Below are 22,130 nucleotides of genomic sequence, written 5' to 3'. Positions count from 1 at the left end.
TTCTTTACTTTTTACTTGGCCTGATACGTGCCATGTAATAGGTATTGATGAACTCGCCATCTCGGAAGGAGCCATCAATCGCCTCTCCTTCAATTTCAAAACCATGCTTTTTGTACAGGCCAATCGCGGCCTCGTTGTCGGCATTCACTTCTAACTGGATGCGTCTTACATTCAACCAGTTATCCGCCAACTCGATGATGGTTTCAATTAACTTACTTCCCACGCCTAGGCCGTGAAACTGGTCGTGAACGCCAATACCAAACGCGGCCGTGTGCGCCGTTCTTGGACGCTGTGAGTGATGAAAGCCAATGTTACCCACTACTTTACCATCGATTTCTGCGACGTAGCTGTAAACGCCAGCGGGCATATTTGACAATCGTTCTACCCACATTGCGAGCGAAGGTTTTGGGAGTTGCAGGGTTTCACGTTGTGCTTTTGGTTGTGAATAGATTTCTACGAGTGCCGCTGCGTCTTCAACGGTTGTTGGACGTACGATAATTTCCATGCTTCTCTCCTTCGCTTTTTAGTATTAATTTCAATCTAACCACAGTTCCTTGTTTTGGATAGTATTTTTTGAAGTTTGAGAGATAAACACCTTTTAAATTAGGTTCTTATAGCGATGTTTTTCTAAATTTTAGTAGTCATTTATCTTTGAATTTAGCGAATAGATTGCAAAGGTGTTGAATTATTGTACTGAAAATGGCGTGCACGGCAGAGTATCGTGGTGAATTTCATGTTGGAGGAAATAAATGGAATTATTCAAACTGTGACGACGGCACTGTACATCAGTTGACTTGAATCAATTGAGGGTGGAGTTACCTCTTATGAGGTATGGGGAAGAGGTACGTTTAGCGCTATTTATGCTTAACTTGATAAAGGAGTTTCGTTGAGGAAATAGCATGAAATCCTCTCAGTCTAAAACATCGCAAAGTCGGCGTCGATTTTTGCGTGATACTGTCCGAACTGCGGCAGGCGTTGGCGCAGCGGCGTGTGTGTTGGGCTTACAATCGCTGCAAAGCCAAGCTCGAGAAACGAAAGGTGTGCCTATTCGCCCACCCGGTGCTTTGCCAGAAGGCGATTTCGAATCAGCCTGTATTCGATGTGGCTTGTGTGTTCAAGCATGCCCTTACGACACATTGAAACTTGCGACATTACTTTCTCCTGTAGCCACTGGTTCTCCTTACTTTACTGCGCGCGATATTCCCTGCGAAATGTGCGAAGACATTCCTTGTGTGGTGGCTTGCCCGAGTGGGGCGCTGGATCCGAAGCTAACCGATATTAATGATGCTCGCATGGGGACAGCGGTTCTTATTGACCATGAAACTTGCCTTAACTGGCAAGGATTACGATGCGACGTTTGTTATCGCGTTTGTCCGCTGATTGATGAAGCCATCACGTTAGAGATGGTTCACAACGACCGAACCGGTTATCACGCCAAACTTATCCCAACAGTGAATTCCGAAGTGTGTACCGGATGCGGTAAGTGCGAACAAGCGTGCGTGTTGGATGTCGCTGCTATTAAAGTCGTCCCGACGGATTTGGCGAAAGGCAAAGTGGGCAGTCACTACAATTTTGGTTGGAAAGAGATCGACAAACCACTCGAAAATATCCTCCCTAGTGAGACGCCTGTACCGGAAGGTGCGCTTGAATCGCTAAAAGGAGGTAAGTAATGGCAAAGAACTTAGCTCAAAATGCTGGCAAAGAAGCGGTTGAAAAGCTTGGCTGGTGGCGCGCGCATCGGTTTTTGATTTTACGCAGACTATGCCAGCTCACCATCATTGCGCTGTTTATGGCTGGGCCGACATTAGGGGCTCTAACTGGTAATCTCTCATCGAGTATGTTGCTCGACACCGTGCCTTTAAGTGACCCGTTGATAGTGCTTCAAGCTTTGGCGACAGGCCATGTTCCGGAGTTTAATGCGCTGTTAGGCGTAGTGATTGTCGTGGTGTTCTACGCGATTTTAGCGCCGCGCGCATTTTGTGCTTGGGTGTGCCCGTTAAATATCGTGACAGATTTGGCGGCTTGGCTGCGCAGAAAGCTCAACATTAAAGCGAGCTACCGTTGGTCTCCTACTATTCGTTATTGGCTGATCCCTGTTTTGATGTTGGGTAGTGCTCTGTCAGGCGCGATTCTTTGGACATGGTTAGATCCAGTGGCGGCACTGCATCGCGGATTGGTGTTTGGTATGGGCGCAGGTTGGGTGTTGATCGCCCTGGTGTTCGTACTGGATTTACTTTTGGTTGAGCATGGGTGGTGTGGGCACTTATGTCCACTGGGTGCTACCTATGGCGTGATAGGCCGAAAAAGCTTGTTGCGCGTTACCGCTGTACGCCGCGAAGATTGCACCAAATGCATGGATTGCTTTTACGTCTGCCCAGAACCTGAGGTGCTTCGACAACCATTGAAAGAGGGAGATCGTCGAGTTATGGATCAAAACTGCATTAGTTGTGGCCGCTGTTTGGATGTGTGTCCAGAACATGTGTTTGAATTTAAGAATCGTCTAACAGTAAAGAATATCGATTAAGTTACGAGCCTCATCACTGGCGTTTTACCTATTTCTCTCGATATTACAACATCGCGCTTAGCCAAGGAATTGAGTGCGATGTTTATCTTCATAACAATATCCCTATGCAATATCTGCTTGGTTTGGGTTGAAAATAATAATGATATTGCGAATTTGTTACATTTGAAGCTATGATGATGCCTTCATATTTAAAGGAAACATCATGACTACCTCATCGCAAGGCTGGAGAACGCCGCAAAATTTCCTCCTGTTAATTTCCATTATCGTGCCCATTGCTTTTTCTACCTGGATGGCGTTGTTGAACAACTTCGTTATCGAGAAAGCGAACTTTGATGGCGCTGATATCGGTTTACTTCAAAGTGTTAGAGAAGTACCTGGCTTTCTCGCTTTCACCGCGGTATTCGTTTTACTTTTTATCCGTGAACAACGCTTTATGCTCGTCTCTTTGGCGATGCTTACGCTTGGTACGGCATTAACAGGTTATTTTCCCACTTTGTACGGTCTACTTTTTACCACCTTGTTAATGTCCACCGGTTTCCACTACTTTGAAACACTAAAGCAGTCTTTGTCTTTACAATGGCTATCGAAAGAAGAAGCCCCGGAAATGCTGGGTAAATTTATTTCTGTTGGGGCTTTGGCTTCTCTGTTTACCTACGGCGCCATTTGGGTTTCGCTCGAACAGCTCAAACTTGATTTTAAAACGGTCTATCTAATGGCAGGTGGTTTAGGCTTTGTGCTTATTTTGGTGATGGCATTTGCTTTCCCTCAATTTAAAACAAAAGTGCCTCAAAACAAGAAACTCATTCTGCGTAAACGTTACTGGTTGTACTATGCGCTCACGTTTATGAGTGGTGCTCGCCGTCAGATTTTCACGGTTTTCGCTGGCTTCTTGATGGTAGAGAAGTTTGGCTACTCTGCCGCAGACATTACCTTGCTGTTTTTGATCAACTATGTCTTTAACTTCTTGTTTGCGAAGCGAATCGGCCGCTTCATCGGCGTTGTTGGTGAGCGTAAAGCGCTGATGTTTGAGTACGTCGGTTTGATCTTCGTATTCGTCGGTTATGGTTTGGTGCAAACCGCAGAGTGGGCTGCTGCATTGTACGTTGTCGACCATTTGTTCTTCGCGCTAGCGCTTGCTATCAAAACCTACTTCCAAAAAATTGCCGATCCTGCCGATATGGCGTCGACCGCTGGGGTTGCGTTTACTATTAACCATATTGCGGCGGTTGTGATACCCGTTACGTTTGGTGTGATTTGGCTGGTTTCTCCTGCTAGCGTATTTTACATCGGTGCAGGTATGGCGGCTGTGAGCTTACTGCTGTCACTCAATATTCCAGCGAAGCCAGAAGAGGGCAATGAGACCCGCTTATTAAAGTGGAGCTAAGTTGGTACTTACTATCTAGTAATAGAAGTTAATTACTGTTAATAGCTTTATTGACTTGGGTGCTTAGGCACCCTTTTCTTTATCCTCATGTTGTGTCTTCTATGGTTGTACATATCTATTGGGTCCGTTAGGGTTTTATACCTAAGTATGTTGAAATTACTCGGATACAACATGAGTCGAAACACTAAGGAGGGTTTTACAGTGCAGGTACATGGCAGGGAGTTGGATTTAGATCTAGGAAACCGTCACGTCGTTATTCAACGTCGCTATGAGGCGTTAGGTGCTGCCAACGATCTGCTCATAGCTATTTGGTTTTTAATTGGTAGCTTTTTCTTTTTGAATGATTCGTTGATTGAAAGCGGGACTTGGCTGTTCATCGTAGGCAGCGCACAGTTGATCATTAAGCCCCTGATAAAACTGATGAGTTTAGTTCATGTTGGTCGCTTAAATAAGCAACTTTCTGGCACATCAACGAGCCGCTGAGATTACACGCCTATTTTGAGCACCTGCAAGCAAGAGGCTAATGAGCGGGTTATCGAGGGGAAAGAGGGAAACATAACGTGGTCACAACACTAACCACGTTATGTTCAGTTTGAAGCTTTAGAATTTAAAACGGATACCAGAACAGTTGTGTGTCCATAACACGCTTGCTGATCGCAGCAATCACTATCACCGCAATCCCCGCCATGCAGATCATATCGGCTTTGGTTAGGGGTCTTAGGCTGTACCAAGTGCGAGATGAGTGACGGCCAAAACCACGTAGCGTCATCGCGTTTGAGATTTGGTCTGCTCTGTCCAAACTAGAGAAAATCAGAGGGCCAAGAATCTTCGCCACGTTCTTCATACGAGTGAACAACGGAGCCTTCTTACTCAGTTCTACTCCGCGTGCTTGTTGCGCGTGCATGATGTTAACAAAGTCCTTTTTCACTTCCGGCAAGTAGCGCAGCGTTAAGCTCACGGCATAGGCGATTTTGTAAGGCACACCCAAGCGGTTCAAGCTAGCTGAAAACTCCGTCGGGTGAGTAGTAAATACAAACACTAACGCGATTGGGAACATGCTGAAGTATTTCAACGTCACTGTTAATAGATAAAACAACGTCTCTTGAGTGAGTGAGTAGTTACCGGGTAATGAGAGTAAAACCGTTGATGAGCCCATGAACTCAGTACCTTGTTGCGGTGCCAACGCGAACATAAACAGGGCATTGATCAGCAATACCGTGCCTGTACCGAGTAAAAGTGGTTTGTAGACATGAAATGGCACTTTGGTCATTTTCAATAAGCCCAAACCAAGCACGATCAACAGTGCAATGATTCGCAAGTCAAACGTGGTCAACACCACCGTTACCCAAGCAATGAAAAGCAAGAACTTAGTAATGCCATTCAACTTATGAAGTGGCGATTGGGTATCGATGTAGTTGATACCAAACTTCATCTTATTGTCTTTCATGCCACCGCTTTCTCTGGTTGGTTTACTTCGCTGCTTTTTTGTTGGCGGTGCGCTTTTTCTACATTGATAAAATGCTGCATAAAGCCATTGGTGTCTTCGATGCCAACTTTCGTAGCCAACTCAAACAGACTTGTTGTGGTGAGGTTTGCTTGGTCTAGTAGCTCTGGACTGCTGAATACCTGCGTCATTGGTGCATCCGCGACTAATTTACTGTCTGCAATCACGATAGAGCGCGTGGTGTATTCCAGCACTAAATGCATGTCATGAGATATGATCATCACGGTTACGCCCAACTCGCGATTGAGCTTTTCGATGAAACTCAGCATAGACGTGTAGTTCCGGTAGTCCTGACCTGCCGTCGGTTCATCAAGGATCAGAAGTTCTGGTTCCAAGACCAAAATTGACGCAATGGTTACGCGCTTTTTCTGGCCGTAGCTCAATGCTTCGATTGGCCAGTGACGGTATTTGCTCAAACCGCACAGCTCAAGGACTTCAAGTACTTTAGCTTCGATTTGTTTCTCTTCAACGCCACGATTACGGAGGCCGAAGGCCACTTCGTCGAAAATCATGTGATGGGAAATCATGTGATTCGGATTTTGCATCACCACGCCCACTTTCTGGCTACGCTCGAAGATGGTCAGTTCGTTAAGATCTTGACCATTCATACTCATTGAGCCGCTATCCGCTTCAATAACGCCCATAATCAGTTTGGTGATGGTCGATTTACCCGAGCCATTTTTGCCAAGTACAGAGACAAACTCGCCACGCTTGATGTCAAAACTCACGTCTTCTAACGCGTTTTTCTCACCGTCGTAAGAATAGGTGAGGCCACAGACTTCAAGTAAAGTCTCGGCTGGTGTTTTAGGTCGTTGTGCTGTTGAACCATCAAACCATGCTTGTACTGCTGGTTTATATTGCTCTAACGGTAATGTGGTTAAGCTAGAAGGTTTTGCATCGCCCTCAATCGCGCAGCCTGCTTCTTTCAGTGCTGAAATATAAAGCGGTTCGCGGATGCCGTAATCTTCTAGCAGAGGCGACGCTAAAATTTCATCTGGCGTTGTATCGGCAATGATTTTGCCGCTTTCCATCAAGATAATACGGTCAACTGAGCAATGCAGAACGTCTTCAAGACGATGCTCAATGATTACGATGGTTTTGCCCGTTTCGCGGTGTAGATCATCGATGATCTCGATGGTTTTTTTACCCGTTTTAGGGTCAAGCGCAGCTAGTGGTTCATCAAACAAAAGGATATCGACGTCATCGACGAGAATGCCCGCCAAAGAAACACGCTGTTTCTGCCCGCCAGATAAATCGTGGGGTGAGCGTTCTAGCATCTGTTCCAAGTCGACCATTTTGGCCGTGGCTTTGACCAATGGGTACATGTCGATGTTAGAAGTTAGCTGGTTTTCCAGTGCAAATGCGATGTCTTCGCCAATGCTCAAGCCGACAAATTGGCTGTCCGTATCTTGCAGTACGGTGCCAACTTGCTCAGTGTATTGGTGCATGTCGAAAGGGGCTGTGTCTTGACCATTGATGGTCAGTGTTCCACTGGTTTCCCCTTTGATTGCGTGTGGGATCAGTCCGTTAAGACATTGCCCAAGGGTAGATTTACCACTACCACTTGGACCGATAATGACGATTTTCTCTCCTTTCTCTATCCTTAGATTGATATTTTTTAGCGTCGGTTTGTCCAGCGACTCATATCTAAAAGAGAAGTTAGAAAATTCGATTGTCATTCGACATTAAGCCTCTGTTAAGTTACGGCTTTGCTTGTTACGTTTAGCGACAGACTTAAGAATGAAGAAGCCAACAATAGCAATAAGAATGGTGTTACCGATCGCGATAATTGAAAGCTGGGTAAACACTTTAGTGAACGGTTCTGCGTATAAAATCGTGTCGAGGAACGCAGAGCAACCGTAACCAAATACGTTGCCTAATAGCGCAAGTACTACGAATAACGCGAAGTCTTTCATATTGAAATCGCCTTTCTCTAAACGGTAGCGCGTTAGAGAAGGGAATAGACCGATAATCAAACCAACAATGCCTGAACCAAGTACCCAAGTGAGCCATACGCCCCAACCTGCGAATAGGTCAGTGACCCAGTGGCCAATAAAACCAACCAAAAAGCCAACAAGTGGGCCAAATAGTACTGAGAACAATGCTAATACTGCCATGGCTGGTTTTAGCGTTGTGTTTGCAAACACAGGGATGCCAAACATAGGTAAGCCACCGATGCCGTAAAGAGCAGCACCGATTGCAATAACCACAACGGTTTTAGCAGAAAGATTCATAGATAACCTCAGTTCAATGGTCGATTTTAAAGAACGTTCATTTATATTGTTGGAAAGCATTGGTTATTAGATTGTGTAACATATATACAAAACAACCAAGTTGCTTATTGTTTGCTCTATTTTTCTTCAGGAAATGTGTGATTTGATTCACGTATCCCTTTGACTGGCTTTGTTTTTAGCAAGCATTAAAAATAAGGCGCGCATTATACAGAATATTGATAAAAGTGGGAATGCTATCTGTCTGGATGGCTAGAATGAAATCGGAGGCTGATTGTCAGCCCCCGATTACACTTTCTGATACTATTTTCATCGATAAATGAATGAGCTAGCAGTTCATTAATGGTCTAGGTACAAATAGTTCTGCCAGCTCTTCATGCGAATCAGCACTTTGCGCATTACTGACACGTGAGTAAAGCTGTCTGAGTAAACGGCGACTTCAACCGCAGTACCCATTGGCAGGTGGTATTCGCTCAAATCGTCCGTGATTTTCAGCTTTGCAAATACACGTCCGCTTGTGCGCAGGGCATCGGTACCAAGCAGAGCACCTCTGGCTTGAATTTGGCTTTCACCAATGGCTGGAATCACGTCGATGACTTCGCCACGGAATACCTTGCCCGGTATCGCACGGAACATAAACTCCGCTTCAAAGCCTGCCTTCAAACGTTGTAGCGAGTTTTGTCTGAACGCCGCCGTGTACGTAATGTCTTCGGTATGCACGAAGGTCATTGCTGGGGCAAGCGGCAATGGCACAGCCATCACACCAGGGCGCAAAGCCAATTGCGTAACGTAACCATCGGTTGGCGCACGAACGACGGTTTGCTCTAGGTTAAACTCTGCTTTACGCAGCTCTGCGAGAAGTTGCGCGACTTGGGTGTTTTCACCGCCGATTTCCGACTCTAATGCGATCTGTGCTTGCTCTTGCTGCAAAATGGCAACGTCTAGCATGGCTTCTGCCGCTTTGTACGCTTGGCGTCGAGTATCTAAATCTTGTTCCGTAAATGCGCCGCGATCAAAGCCCCTTTGATATCGGCTAAATTCTCTTTGTGCTTTATCTCTATCGGCTTGCGCTTTCAAAACCGCCGCTTCTGTTTCTCTCAAGTCAGACTCTAAACCCAACGCACCTTGGCTTGCTTCTTTCACTTTCGCTTCAAGGCGTGCGACTTCTGCTTCAAAAGGCACAGGATCGATTTTGAAAAGAATATCGCCGGTTTTGAGCGGTTGGTTCGCTTGAACGGGCACTTCCACAACGCGGCCACGTACACCAGAGACGATAGGCGTAGTTGGGAACACTTGGTTACCTAACTGAGTAAATGGGTGGTTGTAATTCATAAGAAGGACGAGTGTGCCCACCAACACTACGCCGCCAAGTACGGCTGTAGGTACGGTCCATTTGTTCAAAGGAATATTAAAGACTTTAAAAATGGCGATACAAAGGGCTGTATAAGTCAGAATCAGCAATAAATCCATTATTCGTCCTCTTTACTTTGTTCAGTCAAAGGCCTTTGCTGAATCTTTTGTTGTTTCAACATCGATACTTCGTTTTTGAGTTCGTTGACTTCGTCGATGAGCTCTTCAAGACGGTGATGAATGTCGTGAGTTTCTTGCTCAAGTTGTTTGAAGCCCCAGCCTCGCTCCTTGCGCCACAATGTTGCCCATATCCATAAAAATGGCCACAGTGCATGTAAAGTGAAAAGGCTAACCCAGCCTGCGTAATGAATTGCGTCTTGATGAGGGTGTTCGCGTTCTTTAGCAATTTCATACGGAATATCGTGAATAACGATAATCCCGTAGAAGATCACCAAAGCAACGAAGATGAGTAACCCAAGTGCAAAATAGTCTAGAAACATCTTACCTGCCTGTGCTTGTTACCTAATGGAAAATCTTACGTAAATGAACAGTTTAAGTATTTGTCTTAACTATCGTTCAATCAAGTTATTTTGTACTTGAATTATGTTTATGCGATATCCGTATCGATTGCTATTCGGGGACAATAAGAAGTGAAGGCGACTATATTCAAACTAAGTAGTAATAAAGGAAGGAATAGAGAATAAAAGCCACGGTTATGCCCCAAGTGAAGGTTGGGGCACGGTTTAAAGTTCGGTACAGACTTGGTTTCGGCCATTGGCTTTGGCGCGGTACAAGGCTTTGTCGGCGCGGTAGAAGGTTCGTTGGGTATTCTCTCCTTCTCGATGTAAGGTAATCCCGATCGATACGGTCAACCCCCGCTCGCCAAGAATATCGTCCCAACCATATTGATAAATGCGTTCGCGGTAATTCTCGGCATGCATTTCTGCCCGTTCTAGATTGCTATTCTCTAGAATGACAAGAAACTCTTCACCGCCAAAGCGAACGCAAGAAGCGCCTTTAAATTTGAAGTATCCTGCTAATTCTTGAGACACACGTTTAATCGCTTTGTCTCCAACAAGGTGACTGAGCTCGTCATTGATGGACTTAAAGTGGTCAATATCGATGACCATCAACGCAAATTCAGTATCGTGCAAAAGCAGGTCTTTGAGTTTGACTTCTAACCAACGTCGGTTGTGCAAAGAGGTCAGCGGGTCAGTAAAGACATCTTGCTGTAGTTGGGCGACCGTATTCTTATGTTGTTTGGTGGTTTCCTTGAGTTCTTTGTTTTCAAGTTCTGACAAAATGAGTTTGAGCTGTAGCTCAAAACGAGAAAGTCGACGTAATTGAGTGGAACCCAATTCACCAATTGGAATGTGTTTGACAAGGTCAGATTCAATGCGAAACGCTTTTTTTTCACAGTTTAATGCTTTCTGAAATAACCCTTGAGAAGCGTAAACTTGACTCATCGCGTTGTAAAAATGCTGAGCGACAAGAGGAGACGAGTGCTTCTGAATTCGCTTACCGATAGAGTCCAGCACTAAGTTGGCTAAAGAGATGTGTCCGACACCGTTTAGACAATATGCGGTCTCGATTTTGACCATCGTGGATAACCAGTACGTGGTAGCACTGCCCGTCGTATACTGGACATTAGAGATAGCAAGTAATGCGTTAGGGTAATCCTCTTGCAAACGATGTAGTTTGGCTCGGTAAAGATGAATTTGCGCAGCAAGGTTTTTATCACTGACGAGGATACTTAGCTCTTCACACTCACTCAATAATTCTTGTGCATCTGCGGTACGGTTCAAACTGATGTAACAGGCAAGCATGTAAAGTTTGTAGCGCAGACGTAGGGAGCGACTGCTAATGGCGTGATCGATCGCATCGATTTTTTGGTAATAACGCAAGGCGCGATGGTGATCCCCATAGGCATCGCACAAATTGCCCATTCCAATAATAGCCAGTACGTACTCATCAATATAGCCATATTCGACGGCGATATTCGTTGCAGCGACATACTCGGTTAATGCTGCGTTGTAGTCACCTACTTCTACTAAACGATCACTCAAGCTTGCTTTTACAGACAGAATATCTTCTACATCGTCGGGTAAAACGAGCAACTCAAGGGCTTGTCGTAGTTCTTCGATGCTGTCGTTGAGCTGTTTAATTTCTCGTCGATACTCGGCACTAATGATATAGCAATGTGCTTTTTCTCGGTTCGTGGATGCAATATGTAACCCGATGTGCTCCCACAGCGTAATCGCTTCTTCACCAGAGACGGAAGAAGGATCGATGCCTGCGTCAGTCACCTTGCTAAGCAGTTGTTCCATGCTTCATTACCTCAATATAGCTTTCTTCGAGTTGCTCCAAAGTGAATGGGAAGGTCAGGATATCTTGCAAATACAGTATCGGTTTGGGACCTTTTAGCCCGCGACGTTTCCATGGATAGATGTCTAACATTGCCTGAACCGTACGATAGACATCTTCTGCTGCTTGACCTTTCTCTGCAATTAACATAGCTAGTCTGTCACTGGAAATTCGTGAGATGAGATCACTTGAGGTCGTCAATGCATGAACTAGCTCAGTACAAACATCGAGAAATTCGGGGTTTGCATGCTGAATCATAATGATCGCGTGGTTGGAGCGTTTGAGCTCTGTTTTAAACAGAACTAACTGTTCCCACCAGTAGGTCTCGGACACAACATTAGAAAACTGCTTTTCAGGGTCATATTCATGTTGAGAACGGATTCGATTAATCAGCTTACGCGCTCGTTGCTCTAGCTGGCGTTTGGAGCCGCGTGCTTTATCCATACTGACTCGATGAGTCTGTTCTTTGAGCATTTTAAGTGCATGTTTACGGTATTTTTTAAACGCGTTAAACGCTGATTCAAAATCACCTTGCTCTTCAGCAACTCGAGATTGCTGAAAGCAGATCTGACTTAGTAGCTCGCCGTTGTCAAAACTAAGCGCGGACTCTTCTGCTGCGAGTAGTAACTTTGCTGCACTATCCGTATTTTTGCGCAAGAGTTCGAGCCTTGCGCGGCTAATAAACGAGTGTGCTTTCATCCAAATTAGATCATGTTCAATAGCGAGTTTATGGGCCTTTTGTGTGGCTTCTTCTGCGGCATCAAGGCGTTCTAGCCCAAGTAGCGCTAGGCCTTTAAAGTCCCAGATTTCGGCTTGCCATGTGCTGTCATCATGATCTTTTAGTACTTCGGTTGCACCATCCAGCACAGTGAGCATTTCGACAAATTTATTCAGTAAGTAATAGTCCCAAGCCAACAGGATACGAGCTTTGCCTTCCAACCAAGCAATACGGACGTTGTTTGCCACTTTCACGGCCAACTCATGAGTGGAAGTGGCAAGTTGATGCTCATTTGTGATGCGCCATACGTTGCCAAGCCCAATTAGAGATTCGATTTGAATTTCAATATCATCAACGAGGGCGGATTGTTCGAGTGCATTAATCCAATATTGTTGGGCTGAGTAATACTTTGCTTGTCCCCAATATTGAAGAGCAAATAAATGAAGAATTTCGGGCAGGTGGTCGTCGGTTTCAAGTTGGGTTTGCTTGCTGTAGGCGTCTTTGACTAGCTTTAAGCCTTGTCGGTAATCCATTAGGCACCAACAGCACTGCGCCATTATCAGCAATGCTCTGATTTCACCATCCACAAATAAAATTTGCTCCGCGCGGATACGGTATTGCTGCGCAATACTGAAGGTGTGTTCAGGGGCCGTTTTTATTTGGCCTTTAAGCTTTTTGAGCTCATCTTCTAGCTGAATTTGGTTTTTATCCAACGTTCACATCCATGACTATCGAACTGGAATTCACACCTAATATTAAGTGGTTAGATGCATGTTTTATTACCAAAACGATGCGGATAACGCTTTGGTAAACGATTAGGTGCCGTAATGTATACTGTCACAGCCCCTAATTACTACATCTAAATGCCAATAGTTACGATAGGAGCTGTTTGATGGTCAAAGGAGCATCAGTGACTTCTAGCCTTTGTGCGGCGGTAAGACCCTGCTTATCCTGATAGCACAAATTATGCCAAGCTCTGAATATATCTAAAAGAGGTAAAATTCCAGCAGGTCGTAATTTGCGACGTGGCTCGTTAATGAAGCTTTCGAAAAGGATCTGGAAGCGATTTTGATAGAACTGCACATGGCGAGTTGTTGCAACGTTAAACCATTTCTCGGGCTCATTTCTATCACCTGCAAGGTAGCAAATGCCTTTATGGCTTTCGTCTTGAGTGGAGATCGCCCAGCGATCTCGCCACCAGCTCATATAGGCGATATCGACCTTGCCAAAAGGTGTGCTCATGTCCCAATTTGCGTCTTCTTCTACGTACATCAAGTCGACATTTTTCTCTTTAATTCGAGACAAACAAACGCTCAGTGCTGCCGAACGTAGTAGGGGGTCTTGAGGCATATATAGAGATACACGTTTGTTGGGGCAACACATATCAAGTACATGCAGGTAATGAGCGTATGATGTGTAAGGCGGACGAACTAATGCACCTTTAGATGGGTAATGGAATACAGAAAGATTACCAAGAGGATCTTCCACGTTACCGCGAGCCAAAATGGTTTGGTATTTTTGGTCAATACGCTCACGCAGGAGGTTCGAAGGTTCCGCTGGCGGTTCACTTGCTTCCGCTGTGTACTCTTGGGAAACAAAACGAGAGACCTCGTCGTACGGGTTATGGTCTAGCGTGGCGATTGGCTCTTCATCAGCAGAATAGTTCACATGTTGACAAAGAATATAGCCTGAGTGGGCTTCACCAGAAACAATCCAGTAGACACCATTATTGCTGTTTGGCTGCAATGCAACATAGTTTGAGGCCAATTCATAGTGCGTTGCGTGGTTTACCCAACGAGCATCAATAGTGGCTAATTTACGGCGACAGCGACTCGCAATATGATCAACATGGTCGTAAAAGGTTTTCGGGTTGATACTGAGTTTTCGGCAGATCTCGCGCACAGAGTAACCAGTAAACAATAAGCCCATTAAATTCTCTTGGAATTGTAGCTTCTTGTTCGCGCCTGACCATTTATCAACAAAGGTACTTTGACACGCTTTACAACGGTAACGTTGACGATCACCACTGTAACCGAAAGCGTGGTAGAGGTGTTTATGTGTGTGGACGGATAGTCCAAAGTTCTCGCAATCATCATTGCGGCACGCAGGCAACCCGTCACTGTGGACGTGTCGCAGGCGATGAAGTTCGTTCACGACATCGCGATTGTTAAGTAAGGGGGGGAAAGCTCCACATTCACGGCATACCATCGCCGGACGTTTAGGGTTAGCATGTTGCAGAACGTAACGCTTTGCATCACTCAATCCAAAGTTGTCACACGCCAATGTTTTACAAAAGTTGAGTTGTAACCCATCTGCGTCTTTTGGCAGTTCGCCGTTAGACACAATCGCCCCCTCGGGATAATTCGGGCAGCCAGCAATAACTCTGGCTGCAAATTATTACTTACTACTTGTTCTTAGATGTTGATTGCGGTTTCTAGCGCAACTTTCATCATGTCGTTGAACGACTTTTGACGCTCTTCTGAGCTTAGTTTTTCGCCACGGATGATGTGGTCAGAAACCGTTAGGATAGTTAACGCCTTCGCACCTAGGTCTGCAGCAACACCGTAGATACCAGCCGCTTCCATGTCTACACCTAGGATGCCTAGTTTTTCCATCTTCTCGAAGATGTCAGCTTCTGGTGTGTAGAACAAGTCTGCAGAGAATACGTTACCAACTTTCACTGGTACTTGTTGAGCACGCGCTTGGTTTACCGCTTCTTCTAGAAGGCCGTAGTCAGCGATTGCAGCGAAGTCGTGGTTGTTGAAACGGATACGGTTTACTTTAGAGTCTGTAGAAGCACCCATACCGATAACAACGTCCATTAGGTTAACGTCGTCACGTACCGCACCACAGCTACCTACACGGATTACGTTTTTCACACCGTATTCTGCGATTAGCTCGTGTACGTAGATACAGCAAGAAGGGATACCCATGCCGTGACCCATAACAGACACTTTTTTGCCTTTGTAAGTGCCAGTAAAGCCGAACATGTTACGAACGTCACAAACTTGCTTCACATCTTCAAGAAACGTTTCTGCAATGTATTTAGCACGTAAAGGGTCGCCTGGCATTAGAACCGTTTCAGCGAAATCACCTGGTTGTGCATTGATGTGTGGGGTTGCCATAAGTGCTCTCCAAAGTTTTGTTTTGATAAAACGCCTCTAGTATAGAACGCTATTACCAATTCTGTTGAACTTGTTCGTTTTCGTTGAAGCAATAATATCGGGACGTACAGTAGCCCCTTGAGAGCTTAGTCACAAAAACCACGCTTTTAGAAACCATGAACATCATTGATAACTAAATCTGTTGAAAGCAAAAGAGCAATCGATTCGCTTTTGAGCGATTTGTCGATTGCGCGCACAAAATGGACACTGAGAACATCAAAAACTTTTGAGAAAGCGCTGATCGAAATGCTCTTGAGAAAAGTAAAACGACTAAATTGTACAGTTTATTTTCTTGTACAATCTAAAAAGCCTTGCTATAAGTTATACAACAAAACATTTTGTATAGGGATGCGTCATCATGGAATCTTCAATCAAAGTAGGTATCAGTTCTTGTGTTTTGGGTGAACGGGTTCGTTTTGACTCTGGTCATAAAGTAAGTAACTTTGTGACTAAAGAGCTCAGCCCGTATTTTGACTTTGTTTCGGTATGTCCCGAAGTGGGCGTCGGAATGCCAGTGCCGCGACCAACAATTCGTTTGATTTCCGAAGAAGAGCGTGTGGCGCTGGTAGAAACTAAAAATCCAGAAAATGACCATACCGATAATATGCTTGCTTACTCTGCTAACAAAGTGGAGGAGCTACAAAGCGAGCAACTTTGTGGTTACATCGTCTGTGCCAAGTCTCCAACTTGCGGTATGGAGCGCGTCAAGGTTTATAGCAAAAATAACGCAGCGAAAGAAGGCGTCGGCTTGTACACACAAACGCTGATGAAAAAAATGCCTTGGTTGCCCGTCGAGGAGGATGGCCGACTCAACGATCCTGTATTAAAAGAAAACTTTATTACCCGAGTATTTTGCCTAAACGACTTTTATGACTCGATGGACGGAGAGCCAACTCGAGGCAAAATTATCGATTTTCATTCGCGCTATAAGTTGACCTTGATGGCGCATCACCCTGAGTCATACCGCTCTCTTGGTCGTTTAGTTGCCGATGTCGCTAGCTATGAAATCGAAGAATTCTATCAAGAATATCGCTTGGGTCTTATGAAGGCACTTGCGAATCGTGCTAGCCGAAAAAATAACACTAACGTACTAATGCATTTGCAAGGGTATTTTAAGCGCGCTTTAACTAAAGACGAAAAAGAAGAATTAGCAACAGTAATTCATGACTACCGCACTGGTACACTGCCATTATTAGCACCGTTGACATTGATTAAGCACTACTTAAACACTTACCCAGATGAGTATTTAGCAAAACAGAAGTTTTTAGAACCGTATCCGCAGGAGATGAGATTACGCTATGGTTTGTAGTTCAGAAGAAAAACTATACGCGATCCGAGATGTCGCAGAAATCACGGGTGTGAAGCCAGTTACGCTGAGAGCTTGGCAGAGAAGATACAATTTGATCCAGCCTCAGCGAACAGAAAAAGGGCACAGACTTTATCGACAGCAAGATCTCGATACCATTCGTGAAGTCCAGAGTTGGCTCGCGAAGGGGATTGCAATCGGTAAAGTAAAGGGACTTTTGGGAAAAAGTGCTGACGTAGAAGTCAACAATGAAGTTCGTACTCTCGAAGAAGTAGAAACCATGTTATCAGCACTTTCGAAACTGAATCGAGGCAAAGCGGAGAGCTTACTTGCTTCTGTTCTCAAAGAGTATCCATTGAACTTGGTTATTGAACAGTTTATTGACCCTGTATTTGACGCGCTGGAGATGGTCAAAGGATCGCTGAGATCGTTGCAAATGGGGTTATTTCAAACTTGTTTGATTACTCGTCTTGCCCTTGTTATCGACTCTGAAAACAAAGCCGCTTCCAAAGGGAAGTGCTTGCTTATCAGCTTTGAACAACATAGGGAAGCAGAGAGCTGGATTCAAGCGGCGAAGTTGTGTGAGCAAGGGTATCACACGACGTTGATCGACAAAGTTGATGATGTCTCTGGTTTACTGGAGCACGAAGTTGTTGATAGCTACTCGCTCATTTACCTGTTTTCCAATAAAGCGCTGGCAGCTAAGCAAGTGGAGTCCATCAAAATGCTTCAAACACGTTTTGGCGAACGTATTGGATGTTCTGAAGTGATTGAGAAACTGCACCTAACAGAGTAGACGAAACGAAGGAGACACCATGATCTTAGTATGGTTTCGACGTGATTTACGAACGTTAGACCACACAGCACTTAAAGCGGCGTTAGATTCAGGTCAGTCTATTGTCGCTTGTTTTATCGCGACGCCAGAGCAGTGGCGAGAACACCACATGGCGCCGATGCAGGCGGATCTCATTGCTCGTCGTTTAGAGTATCTCAACGACGAGTTGGAAAGCCTGAATGTTCCTTTTTTATATAAAGAGGTGCCGTCGTTTTCTGATTGTACCGAAGTGATTAGTGAATGGGCGAAAACACTTGAAGCAACGTCTGTTATGGCGAATATTCACTATGAAGTGAATGAACGAGAGCTCGATGCACAAGTGAGTGAGGCGCTAGCTTCCCATGATATCGATTTTGAACTGTTTCACGACAAATGTGTGCACCCACCAACGACGGTTCTCAATAAGCAAGGTGAGTATTTTAAGGTATTTACACCATTCAAACGTGCTTGGTTGACGCAGTTTCAAATGCCAGCGGTAACAAAGCCTCAAGAACAAGCGCCGCTAAGCAGCAAACTATTGGAACAATTAGAGCCGATTCGATTTAGTTCAGACTTCACGTTTAGCTATCCTCGAGAGTCCAGCGAGGATTGGTTTGCTTCGACCAATGATGTTTTAAAGCAGCTTAGGGAATTTGCTCGTGAGCGCAGTGATGCTTACAAGGAAGATCGAGATTTTCCGGCTATTGATGGCACCAGTCAACTGTCTCCCTATCTTGCGATTGGTGCATTGTCACCAAGGCAATGTATTGCTCGCTTGTATGCTGAAAACCAACAAAATGACCTAACAGAAGGAAAAGCAACTTGGTTGAGTGAGATCATTTGGCGTGAGTTTTATCAGCATCTGTTGGTTTTCGAACCAAAGCTCGTTAAAGGCAAAGGCTTTATCGACTGGGAGGATAAAATTCAGTGGTCTTATGATGAGCAGGCTTTTGAGCGATGGAAGACTGGAGTGACAGGGTACCCGATCGTCGATGCAGCAATGCGTCAGCTCAACCAAACTGGCTGGATGCATAACAGGCTTCGTATGGTTGTCGCGAGCTTTCTCACCAAGGATTTACACATTGACTGGCGTTGGGGCGAAGCGTACTTCATGAGTAAGCTGGTGGACGGCGATTTCGCAGCAAACAATGGTGGTTGGCAGTGGTCTGCATCGACGGGTTGTGATGGGCAGCCGTACTTCCGTATTTTCAACCCGATAAGCCAAGGTGAGAAGTTTGATTCTGATGGCCAATTCGTGCGCCACTGGGTGCCTGAAATCAAAAGTGTGCCAAACAAATACATCCATAAACCTTGGACTTGGGAGGGATTTTCTTTACTGGAATATCACAAGCCGATGGTTGATCACAAGACAGAAAGAGAGATAACCTTACGGCTCTTTAAAAGTGCCAAGGAATAAAGTGAAATGCTTAGCAAAAAGCGATCAATGAGTTTCGCAAAACGTACGCTGTTATCTGTATCGTTATCTTTAGCGAGTGGTTTGTCATTCGCTAAAATGTACGAGCTACCAGAGGATGGCAGTCGTTTAATTGGTCGCCTTGAAAACCACGTCGTGCAAGAAGGCGAAACCATGGCAAATATTGCCAAGCACTACGATGTCGGGATGCTAGGTTTAATGGCGGCAAATAAAGGCGTGGATCCCTTCTTACCAGAAGAGGGACACGTTCTTACTATTCCAACACAACTGATCCTCCCTGATGTACCCCACAAAGGCATTGTCATCAATTTAGCGGAATTGCGCTTATACTACTTCCCGAAAGGGGAAGATATTGTGCATGTATTCCCCGTGGGAATCGGGCGAATTGGGCGAGACACCCCGGTGATGACAACGCGTATTAGCCAAAAGCGTCCAAACCCTACGTGGACGCCGCCAGCCTCGATTCGTGCCGAGTACAAAGCGAAGGGCATTGACTTGCCAACCGTTGTACCTGCCGGTCCAGACAACCCACTTGGGATGTTTGCATTGCGTTTAGCCTACGGAAATGGTGAATACCTTATTCACGGTACCAACAAAGACTTTGGCATCGGCATGCGCGTCAGCGCGGGTTGCATTCGTATGGACCCAAGCGACATTGAATGGTTGTTTGAAAAAGTTCGTAACGGTGAAGAAGTGAATATCATTAACCAACCAGTGAAAGTATCACTAGAGCCGGACAGAAGTGTATTTTTAGAGGCACATGAGCCATTGACTCGCAGCAATGGTGAGAAAGATCACCTACAGGTACCAAAAGAGTTAAAGTGGTGGCTGGATGAGTTCGGACTGAAAAATGTGAAGGCTAAAGCAGCGATTGCCGCACAGAATGGGGTTCCTGTCGAAATAACCGCGCCTTAACAGGCGTTAAGACGCGGTATCAAATCTTACTTAGTGTAAGACTGAGCGATGTTATCGATACGCTCGTTAGCACGCTCAGCTTCTTCTTGAGCAGCCATCGCTGCTGCACCTGATTTTTGAACGTCAGATTGAAGAGCTTGTACGTCTTGGCTTAGTTGGCTAACTTGGTTGCTTAGTTCGTCTAGTTTTGCTGCATTTGCTGTTGCTGCGTCATCAGAAGAAGCACAACCTGCTAGTAGAAGTACTGAAGTTGCTGCAGCTGCGATCAACGTTTTGTTCATATAAGAACTCCTTGCTTATAGTGAAAGTCTCGCTACCAACTATTATTTTATACAGTAGCGAGGTTAAATGTGGATACATTTTATCAGTACATGATGTAGCAAAAGTCAAAAAAACCCAAGAATTTCATGGAGTACCTGACGTCAACTTTTACCTGAGCTTAACAAAGGTGAGTGAATTATCCTCTCCCTTATTCCCACAACAGTTCTCATAGCAGGTGTTTTTGCCACGTTCCTGATATCAATAATTTAGACGATATTGACACAAATGAAAGTTTCTCGGCGCAAATAACTGCCATTTACGCAGTTTTATTGGAGAAAGAGAGGCACACCTTGAGCTCGCTTTTCTCTAAATCTTAAGCCAAGCAGCTGACCAATAAAGCGAGGGTTTGTTCTTAATTGAGCCGCAAATGATGTTTTGTTTTCATCTGTGGGAATTAGTTTGTGTGATCTCTATCTATACTCCTATGATTTACGGTATTATACCGAGCTTTATTTTTTTGCTGCGTTAGAGCGGAAACGACATTACAGAGCGCTCAGACGCTGACTGATTTATTGGAGAATACTTTGCAATTTAAAGATCTAGGCCTAGACAACCGATTGTTGAAGAACCTAAAACACTACGATTTTAAAAAACCAACTGACATTCAAAAGCAGGCTATTCCTGTTGCGATTGCAGGCAAGGATTTATTGGCATCTTCGAAAACGGGTTCGGGCAAGACTTTGGCGTTTGTATTACCAATGCTTCACAAGTCTTTAAAGACAAAATCGTTTTCTGCCAAAGACCCTCGCGCAGTTATTCTTGCTCCCACTCGTGAGCTAGCGAAACAAGTGTATGGTGAGCTTCGCTCTATGCTTGCTGGCCTATCTTATGAAGCTGCATTGATTTTGGGTGGTGAGAACTTTAATGATCAAGTGAAAGCACTGCGCCGTTACCCGAAATTCATCGTGGCGACACCAGGACGTCTGGCTGACCACTTAGAGCACCGCTCGCTTTACCTTGAAGGTTTGGAAACGCTGATCCTTGATGAAGCAGACCGTATGCTGGATTTGGGCTTTGCACCAGAGCTTCGTCGTATCCATAAGGCAGCTAAGCATCGTCGCCGTCAAACATTAATGTTCTCTGCGACGTTGGATCACGCCGACGTAAATGACATTGCGGCTGAAATGCTTAATGCACCGAAACGTATTGCTATCGGTGTTTCTAACGAAGAACACAAAGATATCACGCAAAAATTCTACTTGTGTGATCATCTTGATCATAAAGAGGCGATTCTAGATCGCGTACTTTCAGAAGCAGAATATCGTCAAGTTATCATCTTCACGGCGACGCGCGATGATACAGAACGCCTAACAGCGAAGCTAAACGAGAAGAAACTGAAGGCTGTTGCATTGAGTGGTAACTTGAACCAGACTCAACGCAATACGATCATGAGCCAGTTTGAGCGAGCGGTATTCAAGATCCTAGTGACAACAGATGTTGCTTCTCGTGGTTTGGATATTGCGACAGTGACACACGTCATTAACTTCGATATGCCAAAGCATACTGAAGAATATGTACACCGTGTTGGCCGTACGGGCCGTGCTGGTAACAAGGGTGATGCGATTTCTCTTGTTGGTCCAAAAGACTGGGATAGCTTTAAACGTGTAGAAGCTTACCTACAACAAGATCTTGAGTTTTCAGTATTCGAAGATCTGAAAGGTAAGTTCAAAGGCCTGAAGCCACCTAAGCCAGATTTCCGTAACAAGAAAGCGACAGCGAAGAAATCACGCCCTCAAGCGAAGAAGTCGGCTAAGAAACCTGTTAAACGTGACAAGAGTTTCTACAAAAACGTATCAGTGGGTGATGATGTGTTCATCCCGAAGAAAAAGCCAGCGGCACCAAACTCTGAAGAGTAAAAGTCGCTCCAGTTTTCAACTGATTTTAGTTTTTCAAAACCCGAGTGTTCGCACTCGGGTTTTTTTATGCTTATCTCCAGGCGAAATGATGTCTTTCTATACGAACGTGTTTGCTAGGCTTTTATATTTATCTGGTTTTATATAAACAGCATAGATCGCTAATTTAGAGAGGTATTAAGTTTTATCACCTCGGTCCAAGCAAACGTTTTTCTTCACATACTAGATAAAAATTTCACATGATTAT

The 22,130-nt window shown here is 44.9% G+C and carries 20 protein-coding genes; 9 read left to right on the top strand and 11 right to left on the bottom strand.

Annotation, left to right across the window (positions count from 1 at the left end; translation table 11 throughout):
• Nucleotides 1-4: 4 nt before the first annotated feature.
• Complete coding sequence (locus L3V27_RS06255; protein ID WP_046875775.1) at nt 5-505, bottom strand: GNAT family N-acetyltransferase; 501 nt, start codon at nt 503-505, stop codon at nt 5-7.
• Between the two features lie 394 nt (nt 506-899).
• Here L3V27_RS06255 and napG point away from each other — a divergent pair, with 394 nt between their 5' ends.
• The 4 genes from napG (at nt 900) to L3V27_RS06235 (ending at nt 4,391) form a co-directional block, all read left to right on the top strand.
• On the top strand, nt 900-1,670 hold the full coding sequence (gene napG, locus L3V27_RS06250; protein WP_237311319.1) for a ferredoxin-type protein NapG: 771 nt from the start codon (nt 900-902) through the stop codon (nt 1,668-1,670).
• Nucleotides 1,670-2,524 (top strand): quinol dehydrogenase ferredoxin subunit NapH, encoded by an 855-nt coding sequence (gene napH, locus L3V27_RS06245; RefSeq protein ID WP_237311317.1) that lies wholly within the window; start codon nt 1,670-1,672, stop codon nt 2,522-2,524. The genes napG and napH overlap by 1 nt, the downstream gene beginning before the upstream one ends.
• Nucleotides 2,525-2,726: 202 nt before the next feature.
• The gene (locus tag L3V27_RS06240; RefSeq protein WP_005394895.1) at nt 2,727-3,908 is read left to right on the top strand and encodes an MFS transporter; all 1,182 of its coding nucleotides are present in this window, start codon (nt 2,727-2,729) and stop codon (nt 3,906-3,908) included.
• Between the two features lie 171 nt (nt 3,909-4,079).
• On the top strand, nt 4,080-4,391 hold the full coding sequence (locus tag L3V27_RS06235; protein WP_043884592.1) for a YrhK family protein: 312 nt from the start codon (nt 4,080-4,082) through the stop codon (nt 4,389-4,391).
• 124 nt (nt 4,392-4,515) lie between these two features.
• On the opposite strand, the gene L3V27_RS06230 is transcribed toward L3V27_RS06235, so the two are convergent.
• The 9 genes from L3V27_RS06230 to deoD all read right to left on the bottom strand — a co-directional run bounded on the left by L3V27_RS06230 (nt 4,516) and on the right by deoD (nt 15,200).
• Nucleotides 4,516-5,355: an energy-coupling factor transporter transmembrane component T gene (locus L3V27_RS06230; protein WP_237311315.1), complete on the bottom strand. Its 840-nt coding sequence runs from the start codon at nt 5,353-5,355 to the stop codon at nt 4,516-4,518.
• Nucleotides 5,352-7,091 (bottom strand): DUF3744 domain-containing protein, encoded by a 1,740-nt coding sequence (locus tag L3V27_RS06225; protein WP_237311313.1) that lies wholly within the window; start codon nt 7,089-7,091, stop codon nt 5,352-5,354. The genes L3V27_RS06230 and L3V27_RS06225 overlap by 4 nt, the downstream gene beginning before the upstream one ends.
• Before the next feature lie 6 nt (nt 7,092-7,097).
• Nucleotides 7,098-7,646 (bottom strand): ECF-type riboflavin transporter substrate-binding protein, encoded by a 549-nt coding sequence (locus tag L3V27_RS06220; protein ID WP_005375133.1) that lies wholly within the window; start codon nt 7,644-7,646, stop codon nt 7,098-7,100.
• A gap of 336 nt (nt 7,647-7,982) precedes the next feature.
• Nucleotides 7,983-9,113, bottom strand: coding sequence for an HlyD family secretion protein (locus L3V27_RS06215; protein WP_006741937.1), 1,131 nt, complete (start codon nt 9,111-9,113; stop codon nt 7,983-7,985).
• Nucleotides 9,113-9,493, bottom strand: coding sequence for a DUF3302 domain-containing protein (locus L3V27_RS06210; protein ID WP_006741936.1), 381 nt, complete (start codon nt 9,491-9,493; stop codon nt 9,113-9,115). The genes L3V27_RS06215 and L3V27_RS06210 overlap by 1 nt, the downstream gene beginning before the upstream one ends.
• A 243-nt stretch (nt 9,494-9,736) precedes the next feature.
• Nucleotides 9,737-11,320 carry a diguanylate cyclase gene (locus L3V27_RS06205; protein WP_006741935.1) on the bottom strand — a complete coding sequence of 528 codons (1,584 nt, stop codon included), beginning with the start codon at nt 11,318-11,320 and terminating at the stop codon, nt 9,737-9,739.
• A complete protein-coding gene (locus tag L3V27_RS06200; protein ID WP_237311312.1) occupies nt 11,304-12,788 on the bottom strand; it encodes a hypothetical protein in 1,485 nt (494 codons plus the stop codon). The genes L3V27_RS06205 and L3V27_RS06200 overlap by 17 nt, the downstream gene beginning before the upstream one ends.
• A 160-nt stretch (nt 12,789-12,948) precedes the next feature.
• The gene (locus L3V27_RS06195; protein WP_005394913.1) at nt 12,949-14,418 is read right to left on the bottom strand and encodes a hypothetical protein; all 1,470 of its coding nucleotides are present in this window, start codon (nt 14,416-14,418) and stop codon (nt 12,949-12,951) included.
• Between the two features lie 71 nt (nt 14,419-14,489).
• Nucleotides 14,490-15,200 (bottom strand): purine-nucleoside phosphorylase, encoded by a 711-nt coding sequence (gene deoD / locus L3V27_RS06190; protein WP_005394915.1) that lies wholly within the window; start codon nt 15,198-15,200, stop codon nt 14,490-14,492.
• A gap of 397 nt (nt 15,201-15,597) precedes the next feature.
• Between deoD and L3V27_RS06185 the strand changes: the two genes are divergently transcribed.
• Genes L3V27_RS06185 through L3V27_RS06170 form a run of 4 tightly spaced genes read left to right on the top strand, consistent with a single transcriptional unit; the run spans nt 15,598 to nt 19,709 of the window.
• Nucleotides 15,598-16,548, top strand: coding sequence for a DUF523 and DUF1722 domain-containing protein (locus L3V27_RS06185; protein WP_046875782.1), 951 nt, complete (start codon nt 15,598-15,600; stop codon nt 16,546-16,548).
• Nucleotides 16,538-17,341: a MerR family transcriptional regulator gene (locus L3V27_RS06180; RefSeq protein WP_047009571.1), complete on the top strand. Its 804-nt coding sequence runs from the start codon at nt 16,538-16,540 to the stop codon at nt 17,339-17,341. Before L3V27_RS06185 ends, L3V27_RS06180 begins: the two co-directional genes overlap by 11 nt.
• A gap of 19 nt (nt 17,342-17,360) precedes the next feature.
• The gene (gene phrB, locus L3V27_RS06175; RefSeq protein WP_237311311.1) at nt 17,361-18,776 is read left to right on the top strand and encodes a deoxyribodipyrimidine photo-lyase; all 1,416 of its coding nucleotides are present in this window, start codon (nt 17,361-17,363) and stop codon (nt 18,774-18,776) included.
• 6 nt (nt 18,777-18,782) lie between these two features.
• Nucleotides 18,783-19,709 carry a L,D-transpeptidase family protein gene (locus tag L3V27_RS06170; RefSeq protein ID WP_005394922.1) on the top strand — a complete coding sequence of 309 codons (927 nt, stop codon included), beginning with the start codon at nt 18,783-18,785 and terminating at the stop codon, nt 19,707-19,709.
• Between the two features lie 26 nt (nt 19,710-19,735).
• On the opposite strand, the gene L3V27_RS06165 is transcribed toward L3V27_RS06170, so the two are convergent.
• Nucleotides 19,736-19,990, bottom strand: a complete 255-nt coding sequence (locus L3V27_RS06165) for an Lpp/OprI family alanine-zipper lipoprotein (protein ID WP_005375145.1) — start codon at nt 19,988-19,990, stop codon at nt 19,736-19,738.
• Nucleotides 19,991-20,542: 552 nt separating this feature from the next.
• Between L3V27_RS06165 and L3V27_RS06160 the strand changes: the two genes are divergently transcribed.
• On the top strand, nt 20,543-21,886 hold the full coding sequence (locus tag L3V27_RS06160) for a DEAD/DEAH box helicase (protein ID WP_047009779.1): 1,344 nt from the start codon (nt 20,543-20,545) through the stop codon (nt 21,884-21,886).
• The last annotated feature ends 244 nt before the right edge of the window (nt 21,887-22,130 follow it).

Source organism: Vibrio sp. J2-3(2022) (assembly GCF_021725735.1).
Lineage (GTDB): Bacteria > Pseudomonadota > Gammaproteobacteria > Enterobacterales > Vibrionaceae > Vibrio > Vibrio diabolicus.
The sequence above is the reverse complement of the archived record's forward strand: the minus strand, read 5'-3'. Positions and strand labels throughout refer to the sequence as shown.

What these genes read in the sequence shown, in the direction of transcription:
- L3V27_RS06255 (WP_046875775.1), bottom strand. Translation starts at nt 505, where the DNA reads ATGGAAATTATCGTACGTCCAACAACCGTTGAAGACGCAGCGGCACTC.
- napG (WP_237311319.1), top strand. Translation starts at nt 900, where the DNA reads ATGAAATCCTCTCAGTCTAAAACATCGCAAAGTCGGCGTCGATTTTTG.
- napH (WP_237311317.1), top strand. Translation starts at nt 1,670, where the DNA reads ATGGCAAAGAACTTAGCTCAAAATGCTGGCAAAGAAGCGGTTGAAAAG.
- L3V27_RS06240 (WP_005394895.1), top strand. Translation starts at nt 2,727, where the DNA reads ATGACTACCTCATCGCAAGGCTGGAGAACGCCGCAAAATTTCCTCCTG.
- L3V27_RS06235 (WP_043884592.1), top strand. Translation starts at nt 4,080, where the DNA reads ATGAGTCGAAACACTAAGGAGGGTTTTACAGTGCAGGTACATGGCAGG.
- L3V27_RS06230 (WP_237311315.1), bottom strand. Translation starts at nt 5,355, where the DNA reads ATGAAAGACAATAAGATGAAGTTTGGTATCAACTACATCGATACCCAA.
- L3V27_RS06225 (WP_237311313.1), bottom strand. Translation starts at nt 7,091, where the DNA reads ATGACAATCGAATTTTCTAACTTCTCTTTTAGATATGAGTCGCTGGAC.
- L3V27_RS06220 (WP_005375133.1), bottom strand. Translation starts at nt 7,646, where the DNA reads ATGAATCTTTCTGCTAAAACCGTTGTGGTTATTGCAATCGGTGCTGCT.
- L3V27_RS06215 (WP_006741937.1), bottom strand. Translation starts at nt 9,113, where the DNA reads ATGGATTTATTGCTGATTCTGACTTATACAGCCCTTTGTATCGCCATT.
- L3V27_RS06210 (WP_006741936.1), bottom strand. Translation starts at nt 9,493, where the DNA reads ATGTTTCTAGACTATTTTGCACTTGGGTTACTCATCTTCGTTGCTTTG.
- L3V27_RS06205 (WP_006741935.1), bottom strand. Translation starts at nt 11,320, where the DNA reads ATGGAACAACTGCTTAGCAAGGTGACTGACGCAGGCATCGATCCTTCT.
- deoD (WP_005394915.1), bottom strand. Translation starts at nt 15,200, where the DNA reads ATGGCAACCCCACACATCAATGCACAACCAGGTGATTTCGCTGAAACG.
- L3V27_RS06185 (WP_046875782.1), top strand. Translation starts at nt 15,598, where the DNA reads ATGGAATCTTCAATCAAAGTAGGTATCAGTTCTTGTGTTTTGGGTGAA.
- L3V27_RS06180 (WP_047009571.1), top strand. Translation starts at nt 16,538, where the DNA reads ATGGTTTGTAGTTCAGAAGAAAAACTATACGCGATCCGAGATGTCGCA.
- phrB (WP_237311311.1), top strand. Translation starts at nt 17,361, where the DNA reads ATGATCTTAGTATGGTTTCGACGTGATTTACGAACGTTAGACCACACA.
- L3V27_RS06170 (WP_005394922.1), top strand. Translation starts at nt 18,783, where the DNA reads ATGCTTAGCAAAAAGCGATCAATGAGTTTCGCAAAACGTACGCTGTTA.
- L3V27_RS06165 (WP_005375145.1), bottom strand. Translation starts at nt 19,990, where the DNA reads ATGAACAAAACGTTGATCGCAGCTGCAGCAACTTCAGTACTTCTACTA.